Annotated in this window: 13 protein-coding genes; 3 read left to right on the forward strand and 10 right to left on the reverse strand. The window is 61.1% G+C overall.

Annotated elements, in window-relative coordinates:
• Nucleotides 1-134 precede the first annotated feature (134 nt).
• From CAL20_RS22335 to apbC, 7 genes are all read right to left on the reverse strand, one after another.
• The gene (locus tag CAL20_RS22335) at nt 135-1355 is read right to left on the reverse strand and encodes an NAD(P)/FAD-dependent oxidoreductase (protein WP_373558318.1); all 1221 of its coding nucleotides are present in this window, start codon (nt 1353-1355) and stop codon (nt 135-137) included.
• Nucleotides 1356-1485: 130 nt separating this feature from the next.
• On the reverse strand, nt 1486-3747 hold the full coding sequence (locus tag CAL20_RS22340) for an arginine/lysine/ornithine decarboxylase (RefSeq protein WP_094823293.1): 2262 nt from the start codon (nt 3745-3747) through the stop codon (nt 1486-1488).
• A gap of 124 nt (nt 3748-3871) precedes the next feature.
• On the reverse strand, nt 3872-4318 hold the full coding sequence (locus CAL20_RS22345) for a hypothetical protein (RefSeq protein WP_094839042.1): 447 nt from the start codon (nt 4316-4318) through the stop codon (nt 3872-3874).
• Between the two features lie 113 nt (nt 4319-4431).
• Nucleotides 4432-4995 carry a dCTP deaminase gene (gene dcd / locus CAL20_RS22350; protein WP_094823295.1) on the reverse strand — a complete coding sequence of 188 codons (564 nt, stop codon included), beginning with the start codon at nt 4993-4995 and terminating at the stop codon, nt 4432-4434.
• Between the two features lie 42 nt (nt 4996-5037).
• Complete coding sequence (locus tag CAL20_RS22355; protein WP_094839043.1) at nt 5038-8886, reverse strand: translocation/assembly module TamB domain-containing protein; 3849 nt, start codon at nt 8884-8886, stop codon at nt 5038-5040.
• On the reverse strand, nt 8883-10754 hold the full coding sequence (locus tag CAL20_RS22360; RefSeq protein ID WP_094839044.1) for an autotransporter assembly complex protein TamA: 1872 nt from the start codon (nt 10752-10754) through the stop codon (nt 8883-8885). Before CAL20_RS22360 ends, CAL20_RS22355 begins: the two co-directional genes overlap by 4 nt.
• A gap of 3 nt (nt 10755-10757) precedes the next feature.
• Nucleotides 10758-11864, reverse strand: a complete 1107-nt coding sequence (apbC, locus tag CAL20_RS22365) for an iron-sulfur cluster carrier protein ApbC (protein ID WP_094839045.1) — start codon at nt 11862-11864, stop codon at nt 10758-10760.
• 98 nt (nt 11865-11962) lie between these two features.
• On the opposite strand from apbC, the gene CAL20_RS22370 reads away from it, so the two are divergent.
• Together CAL20_RS22370 and metG are read left to right on the forward strand one after the other, a co-directional pair.
• The gene (locus CAL20_RS22370) at nt 11963-12265 is read left to right on the forward strand and encodes a hypothetical protein (protein WP_094839283.1); all 303 of its coding nucleotides are present in this window, start codon (nt 11963-11965) and stop codon (nt 12263-12265) included.
• 218 nt (nt 12266-12483) lie between these two features.
• A complete protein-coding gene (metG, locus tag CAL20_RS22375; RefSeq protein ID WP_094823299.1) occupies nt 12484-14559 on the forward strand; it encodes a methionine--tRNA ligase in 2076 nt (691 codons plus the stop codon).
• 140 nt (nt 14560-14699) lie between these two features.
• On the opposite strand, the gene CAL20_RS22380 is transcribed toward metG, so the two are convergent.
• Both CAL20_RS22380 and CAL20_RS22385 read right to left on the reverse strand, forming a co-directional pair.
• Complete coding sequence (locus CAL20_RS22380; RefSeq protein WP_094823300.1) at nt 14700-15455, reverse strand: sulfurtransferase; 756 nt, start codon at nt 15453-15455, stop codon at nt 14700-14702.
• A gap of 87 nt (nt 15456-15542) precedes the next feature.
• Complete coding sequence (locus tag CAL20_RS22385) at nt 15543-16070, reverse strand: META domain-containing protein (protein WP_094823301.1); 528 nt, start codon at nt 16068-16070, stop codon at nt 15543-15545.
• A 282-nt stretch (nt 16071-16352) separates the two neighbouring features.
• Between CAL20_RS22385 and CAL20_RS22390 the strand changes: the two genes are divergently transcribed.
• Nucleotides 16353-17183 (forward strand): winged helix-turn-helix domain-containing protein, encoded by an 831-nt coding sequence (locus CAL20_RS22390; RefSeq protein WP_094839046.1) that lies wholly within the window; start codon nt 16353-16355, stop codon nt 17181-17183.
• Nucleotides 17184-17261: 78 nt separating this feature from the next.
• On the opposite strand, the gene CAL20_RS22395 is transcribed toward CAL20_RS22390, so the two are convergent.
• Nucleotides 17262-19007 carry a PEGA domain-containing protein gene (locus CAL20_RS22395; RefSeq protein ID WP_094839047.1) on the reverse strand — a complete coding sequence of 582 codons (1746 nt, stop codon included), beginning with the start codon at nt 19005-19007 and terminating at the stop codon, nt 17262-17264.
• Nucleotides 19008-19034 lie beyond the last annotated feature (27 nt).

Consider the following 19034-nt stretch of genomic DNA (forward strand, 5'->3'; position numbering starts at 1 on the left):
TAATAAAACAACGCGACGCATCCTGCTCGCGCTCACGGCGCTCAGATTCGAACCGACCTTGGCCGGACGGATTTCGAAGTCGGAAAAAGATTTGGGTGATGCAGGGCGGCACAGCACCTATGCCGGCCGCGCCCTCACAACGCGCGGCCGCACGCCACGCCAGAGGCCCAGGCCCATTGGAAGTTATAGCCGCCCAGCCAGCCGGTCACATCGACCGCCTCGCCTATGAAGTACAGGCCCGGCACGGCGCGCGCCTGCATGGACTTTTGATCCAGCCCGCGCGTATCGACGCCGCCGCGCATGACTTCGGCCTTTTTATATCCGGCGGTGCCGCTGGGCACGAGACGCCATTGATGGATGCCGTCGGCCAGGGACCGCAGAGTTTTATCGGGAATGTCAGCTAAACGCTGTTCGGCCAATTCGCTCCTGCCGGCAGTGCTGACCGTTTGCCGCCCTGCCTGTCTGGTTTGCCCGGCGGCCTGATGTCCTGATTGTCCCGCTAAACCCAGCCATTGATCGGCCAGGCGCCTGGGCCATAGTCCGCCCAGGACCGTATGCAATTGCTGCCGGTTACCCGGCTTGGCTGCGATCAGTTCGGCAGCCAGGTCACGGCCCGGGGCGAGATCGATCACGATGGCCTCGCCGGGTTGCCAAAAGCTGGAGATCTGCAAAATCGCCGGTCCCGACAAACCGCGATGCGTGAACAGCAGGTCCTCCAGGAATTCTCCACGTGCACGGCCGGCGCCTGTGACCAGGGATACCTCCAGCGCCACCCCGGACAATTCGGCAAAAGGCTTCCACTGCGCAGCATCAAACGTCAGCGGCACCAACGCGGGACGCGGCTCGACGACTTTCAAGCCGAATTGCCGCGCAATCTTCAGGCCAAAATCCGTGGCGCCCAATTGAGGGATGGCCATTCCGCCGCTCGCAATCACCAATTTGGCAGCGCGGATCTCGCCCTGGCTGGTGCGCAAGGTATAGCCCGCCTCGGAGCGGCTGATCTCGTTCACGCTGCAGGGCATGCGCCAATGCACGCGTCCTGTCTGACATTCCGCACGCAGCATCTCGATAATCGATTCGCTGCTGTCATCGCAGAACAACTGCCCGCGATGCTTTTCGTGCCACGCCACGCGGTGGCTGCGCAACAGCGCCAGAAAGTCCTGCGGGGTATAGCCCGCTAATGCCGACCGGCAAAAATGCGGGTTATCGGACAGGAAATTTGCTGGCCCTGCCCCCAGGTTGGTGAAATTGCAGCGGCCGCCGCCCGAGATGCGGATTTTTTCCGCCAGGCGCTCGGCATGATCGATCAATACCACGCGCAACCCACGCTGCCCCGCCACCGCGGCGCACATCATGCCCGCAGCGCCCGCGCCGATGATGGCTACGTCGAACACAGGCGGCTCCCCAGCGATGGACAGTGGTCCACGCCGACATTACGGAGCCTGCCGTGCTCCGAGTCCAGCACGGCAGTCACTAACACGGCGCTCACTCTTCGATCAGGCAATCCACGTAATACCGCTTGCTGCCATCGGGCGCGGTCTCTTCGGCCAGGCCGTGGATATAGGTTTCGAATCCCGGGAAACGCTCGTTGAAGTCACGAGCGAACTGCAGGTACTGCACGATGGTGCGGTTAAAGCGTTCGCCCGGGATCAGCAACGGAATGCCCGGCGGGTACGGCGTCAGCAACACGCCGGTTACGCGCCCTTCGAGCTGCGAGACTTCTACGCGCTCGACTTCGCGGTGCGCCATGCGCGCGAATGCATCCGAGGGCTTGAGCGCCGGCACCATGTCGCTGAGATACATCTCCGTCGTCAAACGCGCCACATCGTTGGCTCGATACGCCTCGTGAATCTGCTGGCACAGATCACGCAAGCCCATGCGCTCGTAGCGGCGATGATCGCGGCAGAACTCGGGCAGGATGCGCCACAACGGCTGGTTGCGGTCGTAGTCGTCCTTGAACTGCTGCAACGCGGTCAGCAGCGTGTTCCAGCGGCCTTTCGTGATGCCGATGGTGAACAGAATAAAGAACGAATACAGGCCGGTCTTTTCTACGACCACGCCGTGTTCGGCCAGGTATTTGGACACCAGCGCGGCCGGAATACCCGTCTCGCCAAAGCTGCCCGACATGTCCAGGCCCGGGGTGACCAAGGTCGCCTTGATCGGGTCCAGCATGTTGAAGCCGTCAGCCAACTCGCCAAAGCCGTGCCAGTGATCGTTGGCCTCCAGCACCCAATCCTCGCGATTGCCGATGCCTTCGGACACGAGGCGATTCGGTCCCCAGACCTTGAACCACCAATCGTTCTTGCCGAACTCGGACTCCACCTTGCGCATCGCGCGACGGAAATCCATCGCTTCGCGGATGCTTTCTTCGACCAGCGCGGTGCCGCCCGGGGGCTCCATCATCGCCGCCGCCACATCGCACGACGCGATGATCGCGTACTGCGGCGAGGTCGACGTGTGCATCAGATAGGCTTCGTTGAAGATATTGCGGTCCAGTTTGCGCGCCTCGGATTCCTGCACAATGATCTGCGATGCCTGGGAAATACCGGCCAGCAATTTGTGCGTCGAGTGCGTGGCGAACACCATCGGGCCATGTGGACGCGGACGGCCTTGACCGATAGCGTGCATGTCCTGGTAATACTCATGAAACGCGGCATGCGGCAGCCACGCCTCATCGAAATGCAAGGTGTCGACGTAATCGCCGAGCTTTTCCTTGATCATCTCGACGTTGTAGATCACGCCGTCGTAAGTGCTTTGCGTCAAGGTCATGATGCGAGGCTTTTTATTGACAGCCTCGCGTGCAAACGGGTTCGCCTCGATTTTCTTTTTAATGTTCTCGGGGTCGAATTCCTCCAGCGGAATCGGCCCGATAATGCCCAGGTGGTTACGCGTAGGACGCAGAAACACCGGGATTGCGCCCGTCATGGTGATGGCGTGCAGAATCGACTTGTGACAGTTGCGGTCCACGACTACCACGTCACCGGCAGCTACGTTGGCATGCCACACGACTTTGTTGGATGTGGACGTGCCGTTGGTCACGAAAAAGCAGTGATCCGCGTGGAAAATCCGCGCGGCGTTTAACTCCGACTCAGCCACCGGCCCAGTGTGATCCAGCAACTGTCCCAATTCGTCCACGGCGTTGCACACATCGGCACGCAGCATGTTTTCACCGAAGAACTGGTGGAACATCTGGCCCACCGGGCTCTTCAAGAACGCCACGCCGCCCGAGTGCCCCGGGCAGTGCCACGAATACGAACCGTCTTGCGCGTAATTGACCAGCTCGCGGAAAAACGGCGGCGGCAGGCCATCGACGTAGCTGCGGGCTTCACGGATGATGTGACGCGCCACGAACTCAGGCGTGTCCTCGAACATGTGAATAAAGCCATGCAGCTCGCGCAGGATATCGTTGGGGATGTGCTCGGACGTGCGCGTCTCACCGTATAGGTAAATCGGGATGTCGGCATTGCGGAAACGCAACTCGCCGATAAAGCTGCGCAGATTCTTGATCGCGCTGGCCACATCCTCGGGCGAAGCGACGTCGAACTCCTCGTCGTCGATCGACAAGATAAACGCGCTCGCCCGGCTCTGCTGTTGCGCAAAGGAACTCAGATCACCATAGCTGGTGACCCCGATCACCTCGACGCCCTCGGCCTCGATCGCCGTCGCCAATGCACGAATTCCCAGACCCGAGGCGTTCTCGGAACGGTAGTCTTCGTCGATGATAAAAATAGGGAAGCGGAATTTCATGCGGGCGCTCCTGAGGCAAGGCCAAAACGGACGCGAGTGTACAGCGATAAGGAGGCAGCAGGTTGACATCCCGTCAACCTGGCAGGGAGATTTACATCTGGATAGCGCCGATCGAGCAATGACACTAGCTGATCGTCACCGAGGCACGCGTATTCACCGCGCTGACATACCGTTGAAAAAAGGCCGGCAGCGCTTCGGTGTGGCCATCGCGAATCCGCCGTTCGACCTTGGAGATTGCGCACAGGCAAACGTCGAATTCGGGCTCGCCCGTCACCAGAACCACGGGATCCTCGTCGTCGCATACCTCATACAGACCGCCAAAGTGCCGCCGAGCCACCTCGTACAGATAGGCGGCAGCGCCAACGGTTTGCATCGGAGTCAGAGTGAGGCGCCCGTGGTGAGCGTCGGCCAGCACCGAATCCAAGGCATCGATGCTTTGGAGGGAGTAGTCCAGGGCGGACTGATCAGACACTGCCGTCAAAAAGTCCTCGGCTGCTGCATTGACGCGCTCGACAAACTCATCTTGCGCGTCTTCGTCCACATGTTGGGGGTTTTTGAGGAAACCGAACATCGTAGGCTCCTGCGCCGGCAACCCGCGCGATAAGGAAACCCCATTATATTCCGGCCACCCGCGTAAAGTTGCAAAAAAGCAACACAAAACTGCCCCGCAAATCCGGCGCGCCGTCAGGTGCGCGGCAAGGTCACCCCACGTTGGCCCTGGTATTTTCCGCCACGGTCACGGTACGAGGTCTCGCAGATCTCATCGCTTTCCAGGAACAACATCTGAGCGCAGCCTTCTCCAGCGTAGATTTTGGCCGGCAGCGGCGTGGTGTTGGAAAACTCGAGCGTGACGTGACCTTCCCATTCCGGCTCGAGCGGCGTGACGTTGACGATGATGCCGCAGCGAGCATACGTGCTCTTGCCCAGGCAAATGGTCAGCACGCTACGCGGGATGCGGAAAAACTCCACCGTACGCGCCAGAGCGAACGAATTGGGCGGGATGATGCACACGTCGCCCGTGAAATCCACAAAGGATTTCTCGTCGAAATTTTTGGGGTCGACGATGGTGGAATTGATATTGGTAAAGATCTTGAATTCGTTCGCGCAGCGCACGTCGTAGCCATAGCTACTGGTGCCATAGCTCACAATACGGCCGCCATTGGCCGTGCGAACCTGGCCGGGCTCGTAAGGTTCGATCATGCCGGCCTCGGCCGCGCGTCGGATCCAGCGGTCGCTTTTAATGCTCATGGTAATAACTTGCTCAGGTTGGTTAGCAGGTATTTTATCGCCTCAATCGGCAAAGAACGTCCGGTACACCAATGCCAGCCCGTTGACTGCCCCACCCTTCAGGTCCAGCGACCAGCGGCGAGACAATTGATAGCTGGCACGCCCCACGGTTTCCGACCCGGCCATCGCTTGTTCGACGCTCAGCGTGATTCCATTGGCAAAGCGCTTACTCGCCACCAGGAATTGCGTCGCCAAATCGCTGTCGCTGTCTGCGTTGACCGCACTGGCCACGGTACGGTCGGGCAGCAAACTGCCCGAGCTGCCGATATCGCCAGAGCGAATACTCACGTCGTCCAAGCCGAACTGCTTGTAAAACGGCTGTCCACCGCCCAGCAACGCCGCACCTACCGACAACATCAGGGCAGCGTCATTGCCGCTCTCGTCCGGCCCGCGGCCCAGCACCAGCCAGGACAATTTCTCAACATCGCTGACATCCGGATACGACACCAGATCGATCCTGGGACGCTGCGCGGTGCCTCCTACTTTGACGCCGGCCTCGACCTGATCGCCGACACGCAACGCCTCGATATCCAGCAGCGGATTATCCAATCGTCCCTGGAACGTGAGGGTGCCGCGCCGCAGGCGCAGTTTTTGGCCATATGCCTCGATGCCACCGCCTCGCGTGCGCAATGCGCCGATACCCGTCAGGCGGCCGTCGGCCATGTGGATCTGAATCGAACCCAATAAGCCCGCATCCAGCCCCATACCCGTAATGTAGAAACGCGGTCCCATATCGAATTTCAGCGTCATGGACATCTGCATCGGCGAATCCGACGCCTGGTCCGTCTCACCGGCCTTAATGACATGGACATCCTCATCCAGGCTCGGAACGCCCTGCAGGATCTCCAGGCTGAACCAGCCCGCGTCCGCAGTCAGATCGCCGGTAATCGCTATGCGGGGCAATTGCGCATCGACATCGACAGTCCCCGACACCATGGCATACCGGTCAGAACGCTGCAACGCAGGAAACCGATGCAGTTTCAGATGAATCGCGCCTTGCATCGTCTGCAGATCCCACTGCCCCGAGGCCTCGGCATAGCCGTTCTTGGCGTCTGGATTCTGAGTCACCCATTCCTTCGTGCGCCACTCGTCCGGCATTACGCGCAGCGAAGCCGGGAATTTCAACGAGTCCAACACCAGACGCGTGCCGTCCAGGCGTGCATTCAGCGTGCCGTCGATGAGCCGCACGCCATCATCGATGCGGACAATGCGCAACGCTTCACCGCGTATCGTTCCCGCCGTACTCCACTTGCCATTGAGCGTACCTTGCGCGTCGAGCTTCGCCTGGACTTTGCCACGGACCTCCATTGTGTCGCCGACAAACAAGTCTACCCACGTCAGATCGGCAATGTCCGCATCGAGATTGGCGCGAATCGGACGTTTGGCATCCAAGGCCATTGCACCGCCCGCGCTGCTCACCAGCACCGCCGAGGCGGAACCAGATATCGTGCCCATTTTCTGAGTACGCACATCCAGCGTGGCATCCAGGCGGCTGGCGTTGCCGCCAGTCGGCGTTGCTTTGACATCGATTGCGAGATTGGTCAGTCCCAAAGGAATCGGAGGATCCCCAGGAATGCGTAGATCCCCATCACGGCGGGCGACACGCGCGGTGCCCGACAATGCCCCTGCGAATTTCAGATCCCAAGCAGCATCCAGCGCAATGCGGCGCTGCCCCTCCGATGGGCGGGCATTGACACGCTGCTGGCGGGCTTCGGCCGCTGTGGGATCCAGCGCCCGCATGATCTGGCGCAACATGGACGCGGTAATCACGAGATTATCCGCACGGCCAGCCGTCTGCCACCGGCCTGGGGCGCCACGCGACCCTTGATGCGAAAGCACGGCACGCTGTTTGTCTGGCAAGGTCATGGTGAGCTGCGTCGCCCCCACGTCCCATTGCCAATGAGGGGCCTTGGCATCGGGCAAGAACGACAACGTCACGGGCTGCAACGCCGCCGCGAATTTCATCGATTCCGCCGTCAAGCGCTCTATCTTGCCGCGCCAGCCAATGAGGTCGGCAGCAACGTTTTCCGCGGGTCCAGAGTGTGTGTTCGTCTGCGCCGCAGGTGCAGTTCCTGAAGCGTGTGTGGGGCGTCCCGGCCCCCAACCGCCGCTAAAAGCAAGATCTGCCTGCATCGGTGCTCGGCCCAATGTATCGGCGCGGGAATCTCCGGGCGTATAGCGGGCCGAAAGCTGTCCCTGGTGCTGATCCAGCCTTCCGGCCAGCTTGGCCTTCAGCGATGCGCCACCGGGCAGATCCGGCCAGAACGCATCCAACCGCGGCGTATCGGCGTCCAACGTCAACGTGCCCTCGCCCCGGCTCAATCCGCCCTGTGCTTTCACTCGATTCGGGCCCACCGTGAGATCCAGCAGCAGATCGCGAAGCTCAAAGCCGGCCAGGGGATCATCGGAATGCGACGCGGACGCTTGCGGTGCTGGTGTCGATGTTGATGTTGATGTCGATGTCGATGTCGATGTCGATGTCGATCCAGATGTTGCCTCAGACGCCACACTCCGCAGCGCGTCAATGCGGCCTGTCAGACTCCCGGCCAATACCTGCTTATTCCAACGGCTGTCCTTGGAAATCGTGGCCTGTACATAGGCGTGCTTCAGGTCATAGACATTTTCGAGCTGTGCATCGATGGCCATACGCGCGCTCAGCAACGCAGGCGGGATCACGTCACCGACAAAATCGCCGATATTCAGCCGCTCGGCATCGAGCGTCGCCACGACCCGATCCATACCGGGCTGTAATGGCAGAGGTTGACGATCCACCGTTACGACGACACCTGACTGATCCGCCAAACGCATATTCACATTGGCCGTACGCAGGGGAAAGGGCTGATCAAGCTCCAGGCCGGCCTGTGCCAACAATTTCAACGCGCCATCAGCGGTTGCGCCATCCAGGCGCACGTCCATCTGCTGTAGCGAACCTTCTGCCTGCAACTGCACCGTCGCTTCGCAGATAGCCGACGACGTAGCGGGAGCTGCGGCCGTCGATGCGGCGTCCGTTGAGCCTGCCGTTTTTGGGCCGCCCTCTTGTGATGCCGCCGCTTTCGAGCCAGACGCCTTCGATGCCGCCGCTTTCGACTTGGACGCCTTGGTCGCAGCGCTCCTCGACGCCGCTGCTTTCGCCCCGGCAGCTTTATCGGATTTGGCGGCCAGCATCTGGCTGGCACATAGCGGAGAATCGTCGCCCCTTCCCTGAGCCCGGATATCCAGCGCTGCCTGCAACGGCCAGGGTTGAGCCATCCCCAACAATTCGACCTTGCCGTGCATATCAGCAAGCACCTGATCGTGCGCCACATGCAAGCTATGCAGATTCAAGCTGGCGCCCTTTTGATCCGCGCCCAGGCTGACAACAAAATCATTCACAGCGACAGGCAGGGGCTCACCGTCCATCGTCACGTCCAGCGCGCCCACGGCAAACCGGTCAACCTGTGCTTTCACAGGCAAATCCGGCATGACGAAAGGCTCGTCAACCGCCGGCGGCTCCGGCTCGTCCGGCGTCGTCGTCAAAGCCACCTGTACTTTACCCGCAGACAGCTCCTGTACATGCACCAGACGCTGCCCCAAGGCACTCCAGCGTATATCCAGACGCAGATCAGATAGATCGACCGCCGTCCCGGGAAACGCCAACTGCAGACGTCCGACCTGCAACTTACCGAGGATCGTACCGTTGACGTCCTCTGCCCTTCCGTCAAACTGCTGCGCCACCGCGCCCAGCAACGTGCGCGTTCCCGATTGCGTGCCTGTCAGCCACAATGCAAAGCCGCACAGCAGCACCACCAACGCAATCGGCAGCGGCAACCACCACACCAACAGGTGACGCAACAGCGCTCGCAGGCCCTTCAAAACGCGATCCCCAACGAAAAGTGCAGCCGCAGGTCACGCTCTTTTTGACCGTACGCCAGATCCAGAAAAATGGGGCCCGCCGGCGTGCGCACGCGCAGCCCGGCCCCGTACCCCACATGCATTTCCATCTCGCCGAAAGACTCGGCCGCATCGCCGGCGTCGACAAATACGCCCATCCCCCAACGCTCGTCAAAATAATGGTCGTATTCAATACTCGCGACGGCCAACGTGGGCGCCCCTACCACCGCGTCATCTTGCTCCACACCGATACTCTGGTAGCGGTAACCCCGAATCGTACGGGCGCCGCCCGTGCGGAACCCGAAATCATCCGGCACCCGGGTCTTCGAATCAGACCAGATGCGGCCGACCTCGCCACGCAACGTCAACACATCGCGTTCGCCGATGGGCCACCATTTCTGACCGCGTAAGCGGGCGCGGAAGAACGGCTTGCCAGTATCCAGCACAACCCCGACCCCGCCGCCGATGGCAATCAAATTACCTTCACGCGGATCATATTTATTATCGACATCCCGCCGCAGCCATTCCGATGTCACGGTTGCCGTGGGCAAATCGTATTCGTCGCCGCCATCGATTTTTACCTTGTCATAGGCCAACAATGCGCCCCAACGGTTTTCGTATTCGACCCGGCTGTCGCCTGCTCCCTTGCGTTCGCGCAACCGCGTCGCCCCCAGGGCAACACGACGGACGTCCAGCCCTTGGATATCCGAATGGCTCGCCAATACGCCAATCGAGTCCTTCTGACCTTTTTCGTCGGGCGGCAGATGGAAATCAGCATAGGCTCGCTGCTCCTGCCGGTCCAGGCTGATGCCGCTCTCGAGGGTCACCGGCAAACCGAACACAACGTTCTGCTGGTATGTCACTTCACCACGCACGCCCACGGCGTCGTCCACGCCGATGGATGCGGCCAGGCGGCGCGCGGGCCCCTCGACCACGCGCACATCGACTGGCAAAGTCACGACACCGTCGGAATCGCGCGCTGGCGCGGGCGCTGCCGCGGGTCCACCTGACACAGCAGGATCACCTCCCGGCGTCGCTGCCGCCAGATCGTCCGCCCCCGACGACCGCGCCTGGTCGTCAGACGACGCTGCCCCCAAGGTCACAAAGGCCCCCCGGAAAAACGAGGTAGCCTGCAAATCCTGCTGCCAATTATCGAGCTTGTCCTGACTGTAGGGCTCGCCTTCGTCATAGCGCACATAACGGCGCGCCAATGAATCGGGCACGCGCTTGAAGCCCTGTGTCTTGAGCGGCCCCATGCGCACCAGCGGCCCGCTGTCGATAGTGACCGCCAAATAGACCTCAGCCGTGTCGGCGTGCACAGCCGCCTCTGACGCCGCCATATAGGCCAGCATGAAATCGCGCGAAGACACCGAATCCAGCAACTCCGCCTTGGCCTTGTTCCAATCACTATTAATAAAAGGCTGTCCGACCGCCAAGGACCAGCTCTTGCGCAGCTCCTCGATGCGCGCCGCGTATTCCGGGCGGGTCACGCGCCCGGTGAACTTCAGATCCACCGCAGCCACCACGGCACGTTTGCCGGGCTGAATCGTGATATCCCAGGTCTCGCCGCCAACATCGGTTCCGGCCTCGAGCGTGACCGTAGGCGTGAAATACCCCTGCGTGGCCAGCGCGGCCAATGCGGCATCACGCGCGCGCCGCCGCAGCCGATTGATCTCGCCACCGTCCTGGTCTTCGGCCAGGCGCGTAATCGCGGCAACCGCCTCGGTGATAGAAGTCAGTGCCGCAGGCGGTACGCCCCCAGGATCAATAATGACCTCGGGTCCCTGCGCGCGAGCGCTGCCCATCACGCCCAACAGGCCTACGAGTAACAGTGCAACCCAGACCCGCATATGTCAGGTCGGCGGCTGTACGACGATAGAAGGCAATTTGCCCGCCATGTCACGCGGCAGCGCCGCAACCGCTCTGGCCAGCTTACGCGCGATGTCACGATAATGCCGGGCTGCTTCACTGTCGGGATCCGACACCATCGTGGGGCGGCCGGAATCCGTTTGTTCGCGAATGCGCATCGTCAACGGCAGGCTTCCAAGCCAGGGCGTCTGATACTGCTGCGCCATACGCTGGCCGCCGCCTTCGCCGAAAATATGTTCGGCATGACCGCATTGCGTGCAAATGTGCACGGCCATGTTTTCCACAATCCCCAGAATCGGGACATCGACCTTCTGGAACATACGCAACCCCTTACGGGCATCCTGCAACGCCAGATCTTGCGGCGTCGTCACAATCACCGCCCCCACGACAGGCACCTTTTGAGCCAGAGTCAAGGCCAAATCTCCCGTCCCTGGCGGCATATCGATAATCAAATAATCCAGATCGCCCCAGTTCGTCTGCCGCAACATCTGTTCAAAAGCCCGCGTCACCATTGCACCTCGCCAGATAGCGGGGGCGTCGGCATCGATCAGAAATCCGATCGAGTTCGCCTGCAGGCCATGGCCCTCGAGCGGCTCCATCGTCTTGTTGTCATGGCTGGCCGGGCGACCCGAAATCCCCAGCATGGTGGGCACGCTAGGACCATAAATATCGGCATCGAGCATTCCCACCTGGGCACCATCTGCGGCCAATGCCAGCGCTAGATTGACTGCTGTCGTACTTTTGCCAACCCCGCCTTTACCAGAGGCTACTGCGATGATGTTACGCACATTGGGCAGCGGTTTCAGGCCACGCTGCACGGCATGAGGCTTGACGGACCAGTTCACTGTCACTTGCGCCTGCTTTGCCCCAGCCGCGATCAAGGCCTGCCGCGCCGCCTGCTCTATGCGACTGGCGGCATAGGCAGCGGGATATCCCAGCGTCAGAGTGAGCGCCACCGAGTCGCCGGCCACGTCTATGTCACTGTCTCTTACAAACGTCGCCAACGCCTGCCCCGCCATCGGGTCGGAGGAGCCTGCCGAATCTGTAACTGTTCGCAACACCTCGCGAACTTGCGCTATCGTTATACTCATTACTCTAATTCCATAGGCAGGAGAGCTTTGCGCTCGCCGCTACCCGCAAGGATAGCGGATACAAGGGAACCTTTTCTCCTGTTTTGCATCGGATGATCATGATCGACACAATTTCCCGATTTCTACGTGCTGTCGCGTTCGCGGTGCTGGCTCTGTTCGGCATGGCCATGGCGCTGGCCTTCATGATATCGACCGCCATCGCGATCGGTATCCTGTATCTCGTCGCCAAGGTCCGTGGCAAGCCCTTTGGCGTACGCGCCTATTGGAGCCAGCGCACGAACGGGCGCCCGAACGCTTTCCGGCCTGGCGGCCAGACCGCATCGTCGTCCACGCGCTCTGCATCGCCTTTTGCGACGCCGCGCGGCGAGGTCATCGACGTCGAGGCCCGAGAAATCCACTGACGCGGGTCCTTGGCACGGCGCGACCGCCAGCATGCCGCGCCCCTGGCGTACCCGGCCTTTCCGGCCACGTCACAGATCTCTGCGTCCGGCGCACCAATCACCAGCCCCTGTCCTGGCACGAGCCTAGGCGGGGGCATCGCTTTTTTCACCTCTGCCACATGACCCTGACGGGGCCGGTAAAATAGCGCCACTCTAGTCCTCAAACCGTCATCCACGATATGTCTCGCACTCTGTTCGTCACGACCGCGCTTCCCTATGCCAACGGATCCTTCCATATCGGCCACATCATGGAATACATCCAGGCCGACATCTGGGTTCGTTCGATGCGTATGGCGGGTCACACCGTGCATTTCGTGGGAGCGGACGACGCGCATGGCGCGCCCATCATGCTCAAGGCCGAAAAAGAAGGGATCTCGCCGCGCGACCTGGTGGCCCGCTATGCTGCCGAGCGCCCGCGCTATCTGGACGGCTTTCATATCCGTTTCGACCACTGGCATTCGACCGATTCGGACGAAAACGTCGCCTTGTCGCACGACATCTACCGTGCGCTCAAAGCACAGGGCCTGATCGAAACGCGCGCCATCGAGCAGTTCTACGATCCAGTCAAGGGCATGTTCCTGGCTGACCGCTACATCAAGGGCGAATGCCCCAAGTGCCATGCCAAGGACCAATACGGCGACTCCTGCGAAGTCTGTGGCGCCGTCTACGCCCCGACCGAACTGATCAACCCCTACTCAGCCCTGACCGGCGCCACACCGGTACTGAAATCGTCCGAACATTTTTTCTTTAAGCTGTCTGACCCCCGCTGCGTCGAGTTTCTGCAAAGCTGGACGACCGGCACCAACGCCATGGGCCTGAAGCACCTGCAACCCGAGGTGCAGGCCAAGACCCGCGAATGGTTGGGCGGCGACGACGGCGAAGCCAAACTGGGCGATTGGGATATCTCGCGCGATGCGCCCTATTTCGGTATCGAGATCCCCGACGCACCGGGCAAGTATTTCTACGTCTGGCTGGACGCGCCGGTGGGCTACCTGGCTTCGCTCAAATCCTATTGCAACAAACAAGGACTCGATTTCGACGCGTTGCTGGACCCGCAAGGCAGCACCGAACAAGTGCACTTCATCGGCAAAGACATCATCTATTTCCACGCGCTGTTCTGGCCGGCCATGCTCAAATTCGCCGGCCGCAAAACACCTGACTCGCTGAATGTGCACGGCTTCATCACCGTCAGCGGTGAAAAAATGTCCAAGAGCCGGGGCACTGGCATCTCGCCGCTGCGCTATCTGGAAGTCGGCATGAATGCCGAATGGCTGCGTTACTACATCGCCGCCAAGCTCAACGCCAAGGTCGAAGACATCGATTTCAACCCCGATGACTTCATCGCACGCGTCAATAGCGATCTGGTGGGCAAATACGTCAATATCGCCAGCCGCGCCGCCAACTTCATCACCAAGCACTTCGACGGCGCGTTGGCCTACACCGGCGATACCGATGCGCTGTCGGCCAGCTTTGCGGCCCAGGCAGAGACCATCCGTGCCGCCTTCGAGGCCCGTGAATACAACCGCGCCATCCGCGAAATCATGGGCTACGCCGACAGCATCAACCAGGCGTTCGACACGGCCCAGCCCTGGGTTCTGGCCAAAGGCATCGGCACCGCTGACGCGGCGCAAAAGGCCGCGCTGCAAGATATCTGCTCGCGGTCGCTGGCTGGCTTCAAGGCGCTGTCGGTCATGCTGACGCCTGTCCTTCCCGCCTTGACCGATCGTGTGGCGCGCGAGTTGTTCGGCGCCCAGCAGGGATATACTTGGGCCGACGCCGCAGTGCTGCCCCAGCACGTGGCGCCCTTCAAGCACCTGATGCAACGGGTAGACCCTGCCATGCTGGATCAGCTCTTCGAGCCGCCGGCAGCGCCGGAGCCAACCGCTCCCATGCCGGGTGGCGAAGCCATCGCGGACACCATTACCATCGACGATTTTGCCAAAATCGACCTGCGTATTGCGCAGATCGTCGATTGCCAACACGTCGAAGGCTCGAACAAGCTGCTGCAACTCACCCTCGACGTCGGCGAGGGCCGTCATCGCAACGTGTTTTCCGGCATCAAGTCTGCCTACAAACCTGAGGATCTGGTCGGCAAGCTCACCGTCATGGTCGCCAATCTGGCGCCACGCAAGATGAAATTCGGTGTCTCCGAAGGCATGGTGCTGGCCGGCAGTCATGCCGATGACAAGGTCGATGCCGGCATCTACGTCCTGGAGCCCTGGCCTGGCGCCAAGCCCGGCATGCGGGTGCGTTAAAACATCGCGCTGGGCGCCGGGGCTTCCCGGCGCACCAGATGAAAAAGCCAGGGGCCGAATGCGTTGCAACCGGCCCCTGGCTTTTTATAGATCATTAGGCGTCAGACGGAACGCTCTGCGCCACACCGGCTTCGACTGTTCTAGCCTGCTGAATCGTCCGGAACAGCAGCCGGCTCCAGCGCCGGATCCAGCGCGATACGTTCGTCGAACACAAAACAATTGCCGCGAAACCCCTTGCCGCCGGTTTCTTCGAAATATTTCAGGATGCCGCCATCGAGCTGATAGACATGCTCGACCCCAGCTTCTGCCATGTACAGGGCGGCTTTTTCACAGCGAATGCCGCCTGTGCAGAAACTGACCACCGTCTTGCCCTCCAGACTGTCGCGGTTCGCCTGCACCGCATCGGGAAACTGCGTAAACCGGTCAATGCGCCAGTCGATGGCCCCTTCGAAAGTCCCCTCGTCGACCTCGAAGGCATTGCGCGTATCCAGCATCACCACCGGACGTCCCTCGTCGTCCGCGCCTTGATCCAGCCAACGGGCCAATGTCGCCGGCGCGACCGCGGGGGCGCGCCCGGTCCGTGGTTGAATCGCCGGATGATCCATGCGGATGATCTCGCGCTTGATTTTGACCAGCATCTTGCGAAAGGGAACATGCGCCGAATAGCTGAATTTCACCTCTAATTCAGCAAAGCGTGAGTCGGACTGCAGCCATTGCAGCCACGCCTGGATACCGCTGGCAGACCCTGCCAAAAAGAGATTGATCCCCTCTTCGGCCAACAGCACAGTGCCTTTCAGGTCTGCCGCTTGAGCCTGAGCCAACGCCTCCGCCCTCAGATCGGGGAGATCCTGCAAAGGGACAAATTTGTAAGCGGCAATATTGACGATGGAAGACATGGCAAATAAAACAACGGCATAAGCGGAGCGGCGTAATAGTAAACGAGTCCGCCCCGAATGACGTCTTTCATTTTTTACCCGGGTAAATTATTGCGGCGTCGGAGGGTCTTGCCTGCGCACGAACTCCAGCACATCCCCATTTCGCACGTTGAATGTCAGATGACGCGGCGCACCGCCACTATCCAGGGTAAACGACCGAATATCCGACAAAGCACGCAAATACGAGGCTTCCAGCTGGGCACGGTCCGGCGACGCACACGCCATGCGAGTCGCCCCCTGTATAGAAATCGACAGTTTCCCATCCTGCAAGCGATAATTGCCCATATAGCGATTACACCCGGAAAACCCATTGACCCGATATGTTTGGCCTTGGGCCAAAAATACCAACTGAATAGGTTCACCATTGTCACCATGCGGAATCGCCCGTTGATCACCTGGCGCGCTCACCCAGCGGGTCAGCTCCCAGCTGGTCTGGGCCAACGAATCTGCACTGGTGGCCGCATTGCTGGCCGCAGCGCCCTCTGCCGTAGCATGGCCGGTTGTGCTGGCACACCCCGCCATCCCGACAAGTAGACCGGCAAGTATCACGTTACGCACATGCAACCAAGTGAACATCTTTGCACTCCAACTTATTTGTACACTTATTAACTGTAACGCGGACTTCGGCCCGCATCGCGCCATATGACACACAGCGTCACACAAGATTGCCCTTCACATCTCGTCTGTTACAGCCTGGCGATCTATCCTTGATCCGCGCGAATTGGACATTAGCTCAGATTTGCCGCGTGCATCCTGCACGGCTCGTCCTGAGCCATAACACAAACAAGTCCCTCGCCGGGGTTGACCGGGCAAGGCCCTATTATTGATGGGTCTCGACGCCCTATTCGGAATGGAATCATGAACACATCGCCGGACGTCCTTTTTCTAACTGGCGACGACACCGCCTATCCACAGCAGATCACGGAGCTATCGCGCCTGGGATTTCAGATACATCGTTATTCTGGACTCTCAGAGCTATATCTGCACCTGTCCCAGCAGGCCATTCCCTTAGTGGTGCTCGCAGGTCCGTTGGCCATTATCGATATTGCAGCAGCGCAGCTGCGCGTCATGCGTCCCGGTATCGGCATCGTCGCCCTCGCACAGTTTCCCGATAGCGATGCTCGGGTGCGCACACTGTTAAGCGGCGCCGATGCTTGCCTGGATACCTATATCAACGGCCTGGAATTGGCTGCCGTGTTTCAGGCCCTCATGCGTCGGATGCCCGACGCGACGCAAGCCCCTGTCGCGGCGGATGCCGCATCGGCCCAAACGCCGGCGCCCCCTGCGCCGGCGCCGGACGCTGCGTACGCGTCAGCCGAATCCGTTCCGTCCCCCTCGGGCGGTTGGCGCCTGACCAGCAAAGGCTGGGCATTGATGGCGCCCAGCGGACAGACCCTTTCTCTGACCACCGCCGAACGCAGCTTGCTGCTGCGATTTGCCCACGAACCCGACAAACGTATCAGCCGCGATGCGTTGAGCCTCGACACCGCTACAGGCGAAGGCTCCGAAAGCGATCGCCGTGGTCGTTTTATTGACGTCATGATCAGCCGCATGCGGCGCAAGGCCGCCGCTCAGCGAGTACGCCTGCCCATCAAAGCCGTGCACGGTTGGGGTTATATGTTCACTGCCGATCTGCTCGTCGACGCAGACATTCCCGATTATGAGGGGACGATGGCGGACTCGAATTAAGCGCAATGGCACGCCGGCGGCGAAGCCCCACGTCCACTCATGTTGGCCCCCCCCAGGCGCCAACATCCTCAACCGCCGTCACTCAAAGACGTGAGAAATACCCGCTGAACCACCAGCGGTGACGTTAATCGTCGTCTGATAATCGCTTGACGCAGGATTGCGAATCGTGACCTGGTGCCGGCCTGGCGCCAGCATAACTTGGCCCAATGGCGGACTGATGCCCCGCGAGCGGCCATCAATGATCACTTCACCCCAGGGACGTACGCTGACCCGCACCGCCACCTGTGCGGCGGTAGTCTTGGCCTGCTCTGCCGCCTTGGCGTCTGCGGCGGCTTTCGCTTCTGCAGCGGCCTTTGCCTGCGCAGCAGCGTCGATATCCTGGCTGAGGGCCTGATTGTCGTCCGTAACCGTCGACGCGTTTGCGGCGTCGGGAGACGCTCCGGGCGCGGGCGACGCCGGAGGGATCGAGGTGGAAGCGCCATCTGGCGTCGCGCCTGGGCCAGTACCCGCTCCCGCCACACTCGCCCCGGTATTTGTGGGTGCCTGAGTATTGGGCGCAGTTTCAGTACCCGATGCAGCCCCCGGGCTCACGACACTGCCCGGATTCGATAAGACGCGCGGCGCAATCGCGCCTCCTGGCGTCGCAGCGGCGGACGTTGACGCCGTCCCCACAGCACTAACGGATGAGCCTGAATTGACGGCCCCGGTCTGCCCGCCTGCGCTACTCGCGGTGCCTGCAGTCGGTGACGCGCCGGAATCCGTGGCAGCAGATGGGTCCGGCGTAGCCGCGGGCGAGGCGCCAGGCGCCGTTCCTTCCGTCCCCTCACTGGGCCGCGCATTGCGTCCAAGATCGGACAAGGCGGGTGGCGTCGGGATCGGCGGCTCCGGTTTGGTTTCCGTGGGAGGCGGTTCGGTGCCAGCGCTGGGAGCAGGCTTCGACCCGTTGGAAGCAGACAGCAGGCCCTCGGGACGCAACCACATATAGACCGCCAACGCGATCGCCGCCAAGACCCCCAATAAAACAAGCAAGGGCACACGCGGTCCCGACTTGGCTCCTCCTGTTACCGCCGGAGCCACCGGAGGCAGTGCTGCAGACGCCTCAGTGGCCTCGGCAGGCGAAAGGGGCATCTGAGTTTCTGACTGCGCCTGCACGGCTGGCGCTGCCTGATGCGCAGGTGTCGCCGCGGCAGGCTCAGGCGCCTGCGTCTGTGCGGCAACTGTCGCTGCGGCGGGCGCAACAGCCGACACAGCCGGCTCCAAGCCAAACGCGCGGGCGAATGCCTCGATACTCGCTGGACGCGCGGATGGCCTCATCGACAATCCGCGATCCACTGCCTGAAGAAACTCGGGATCGTAGGCGCCGAGATCGCGGCCCGCCAAGGGAGCAGACTCGTCTTTGACGCAGCGTTCCAGCGCCGACGGCGGCGCCTCTCCCACCAGCATCGTGTGCGCCACTGCGCTCAAGGCATAAATATCTGTCCACGGCCCGCAGGGCGAATCTGGATCATCGGTGTATTGCTCAAAGGCCGCATAACCGTCGATACGGGCGGCGCTCTCCGCATCGGCCGCGGGCGTCAGCGGCGGAATCAACAAGTGAGCCTTGCCCGACGCATCCAAACCAATAGTGCTCATCGCGATGCCGCCATGCACGCCGCCCTGCGCATGCAATGGCTTGAGCGATTCGGCGACGTCGGCCAGCACCCTCCGGATCCGCGCCTGCGGAACGCCGCCTTTAGCCGCAGCGGCAATCACATTCAAAGATCGCAATCCAGGAGCATCGCTCGCAGACGCATCGCGCTTGGGCAAAGGGGTAGTCGCACTCATACTCCGAACTCCGGACACCTGCTACGT

Source organism: Bordetella genomosp. 4 (assembly GCF_002261185.1).
Lineage (GTDB): Bacteria > Pseudomonadota > Gammaproteobacteria > Burkholderiales > Burkholderiaceae_B > Bordetella_A.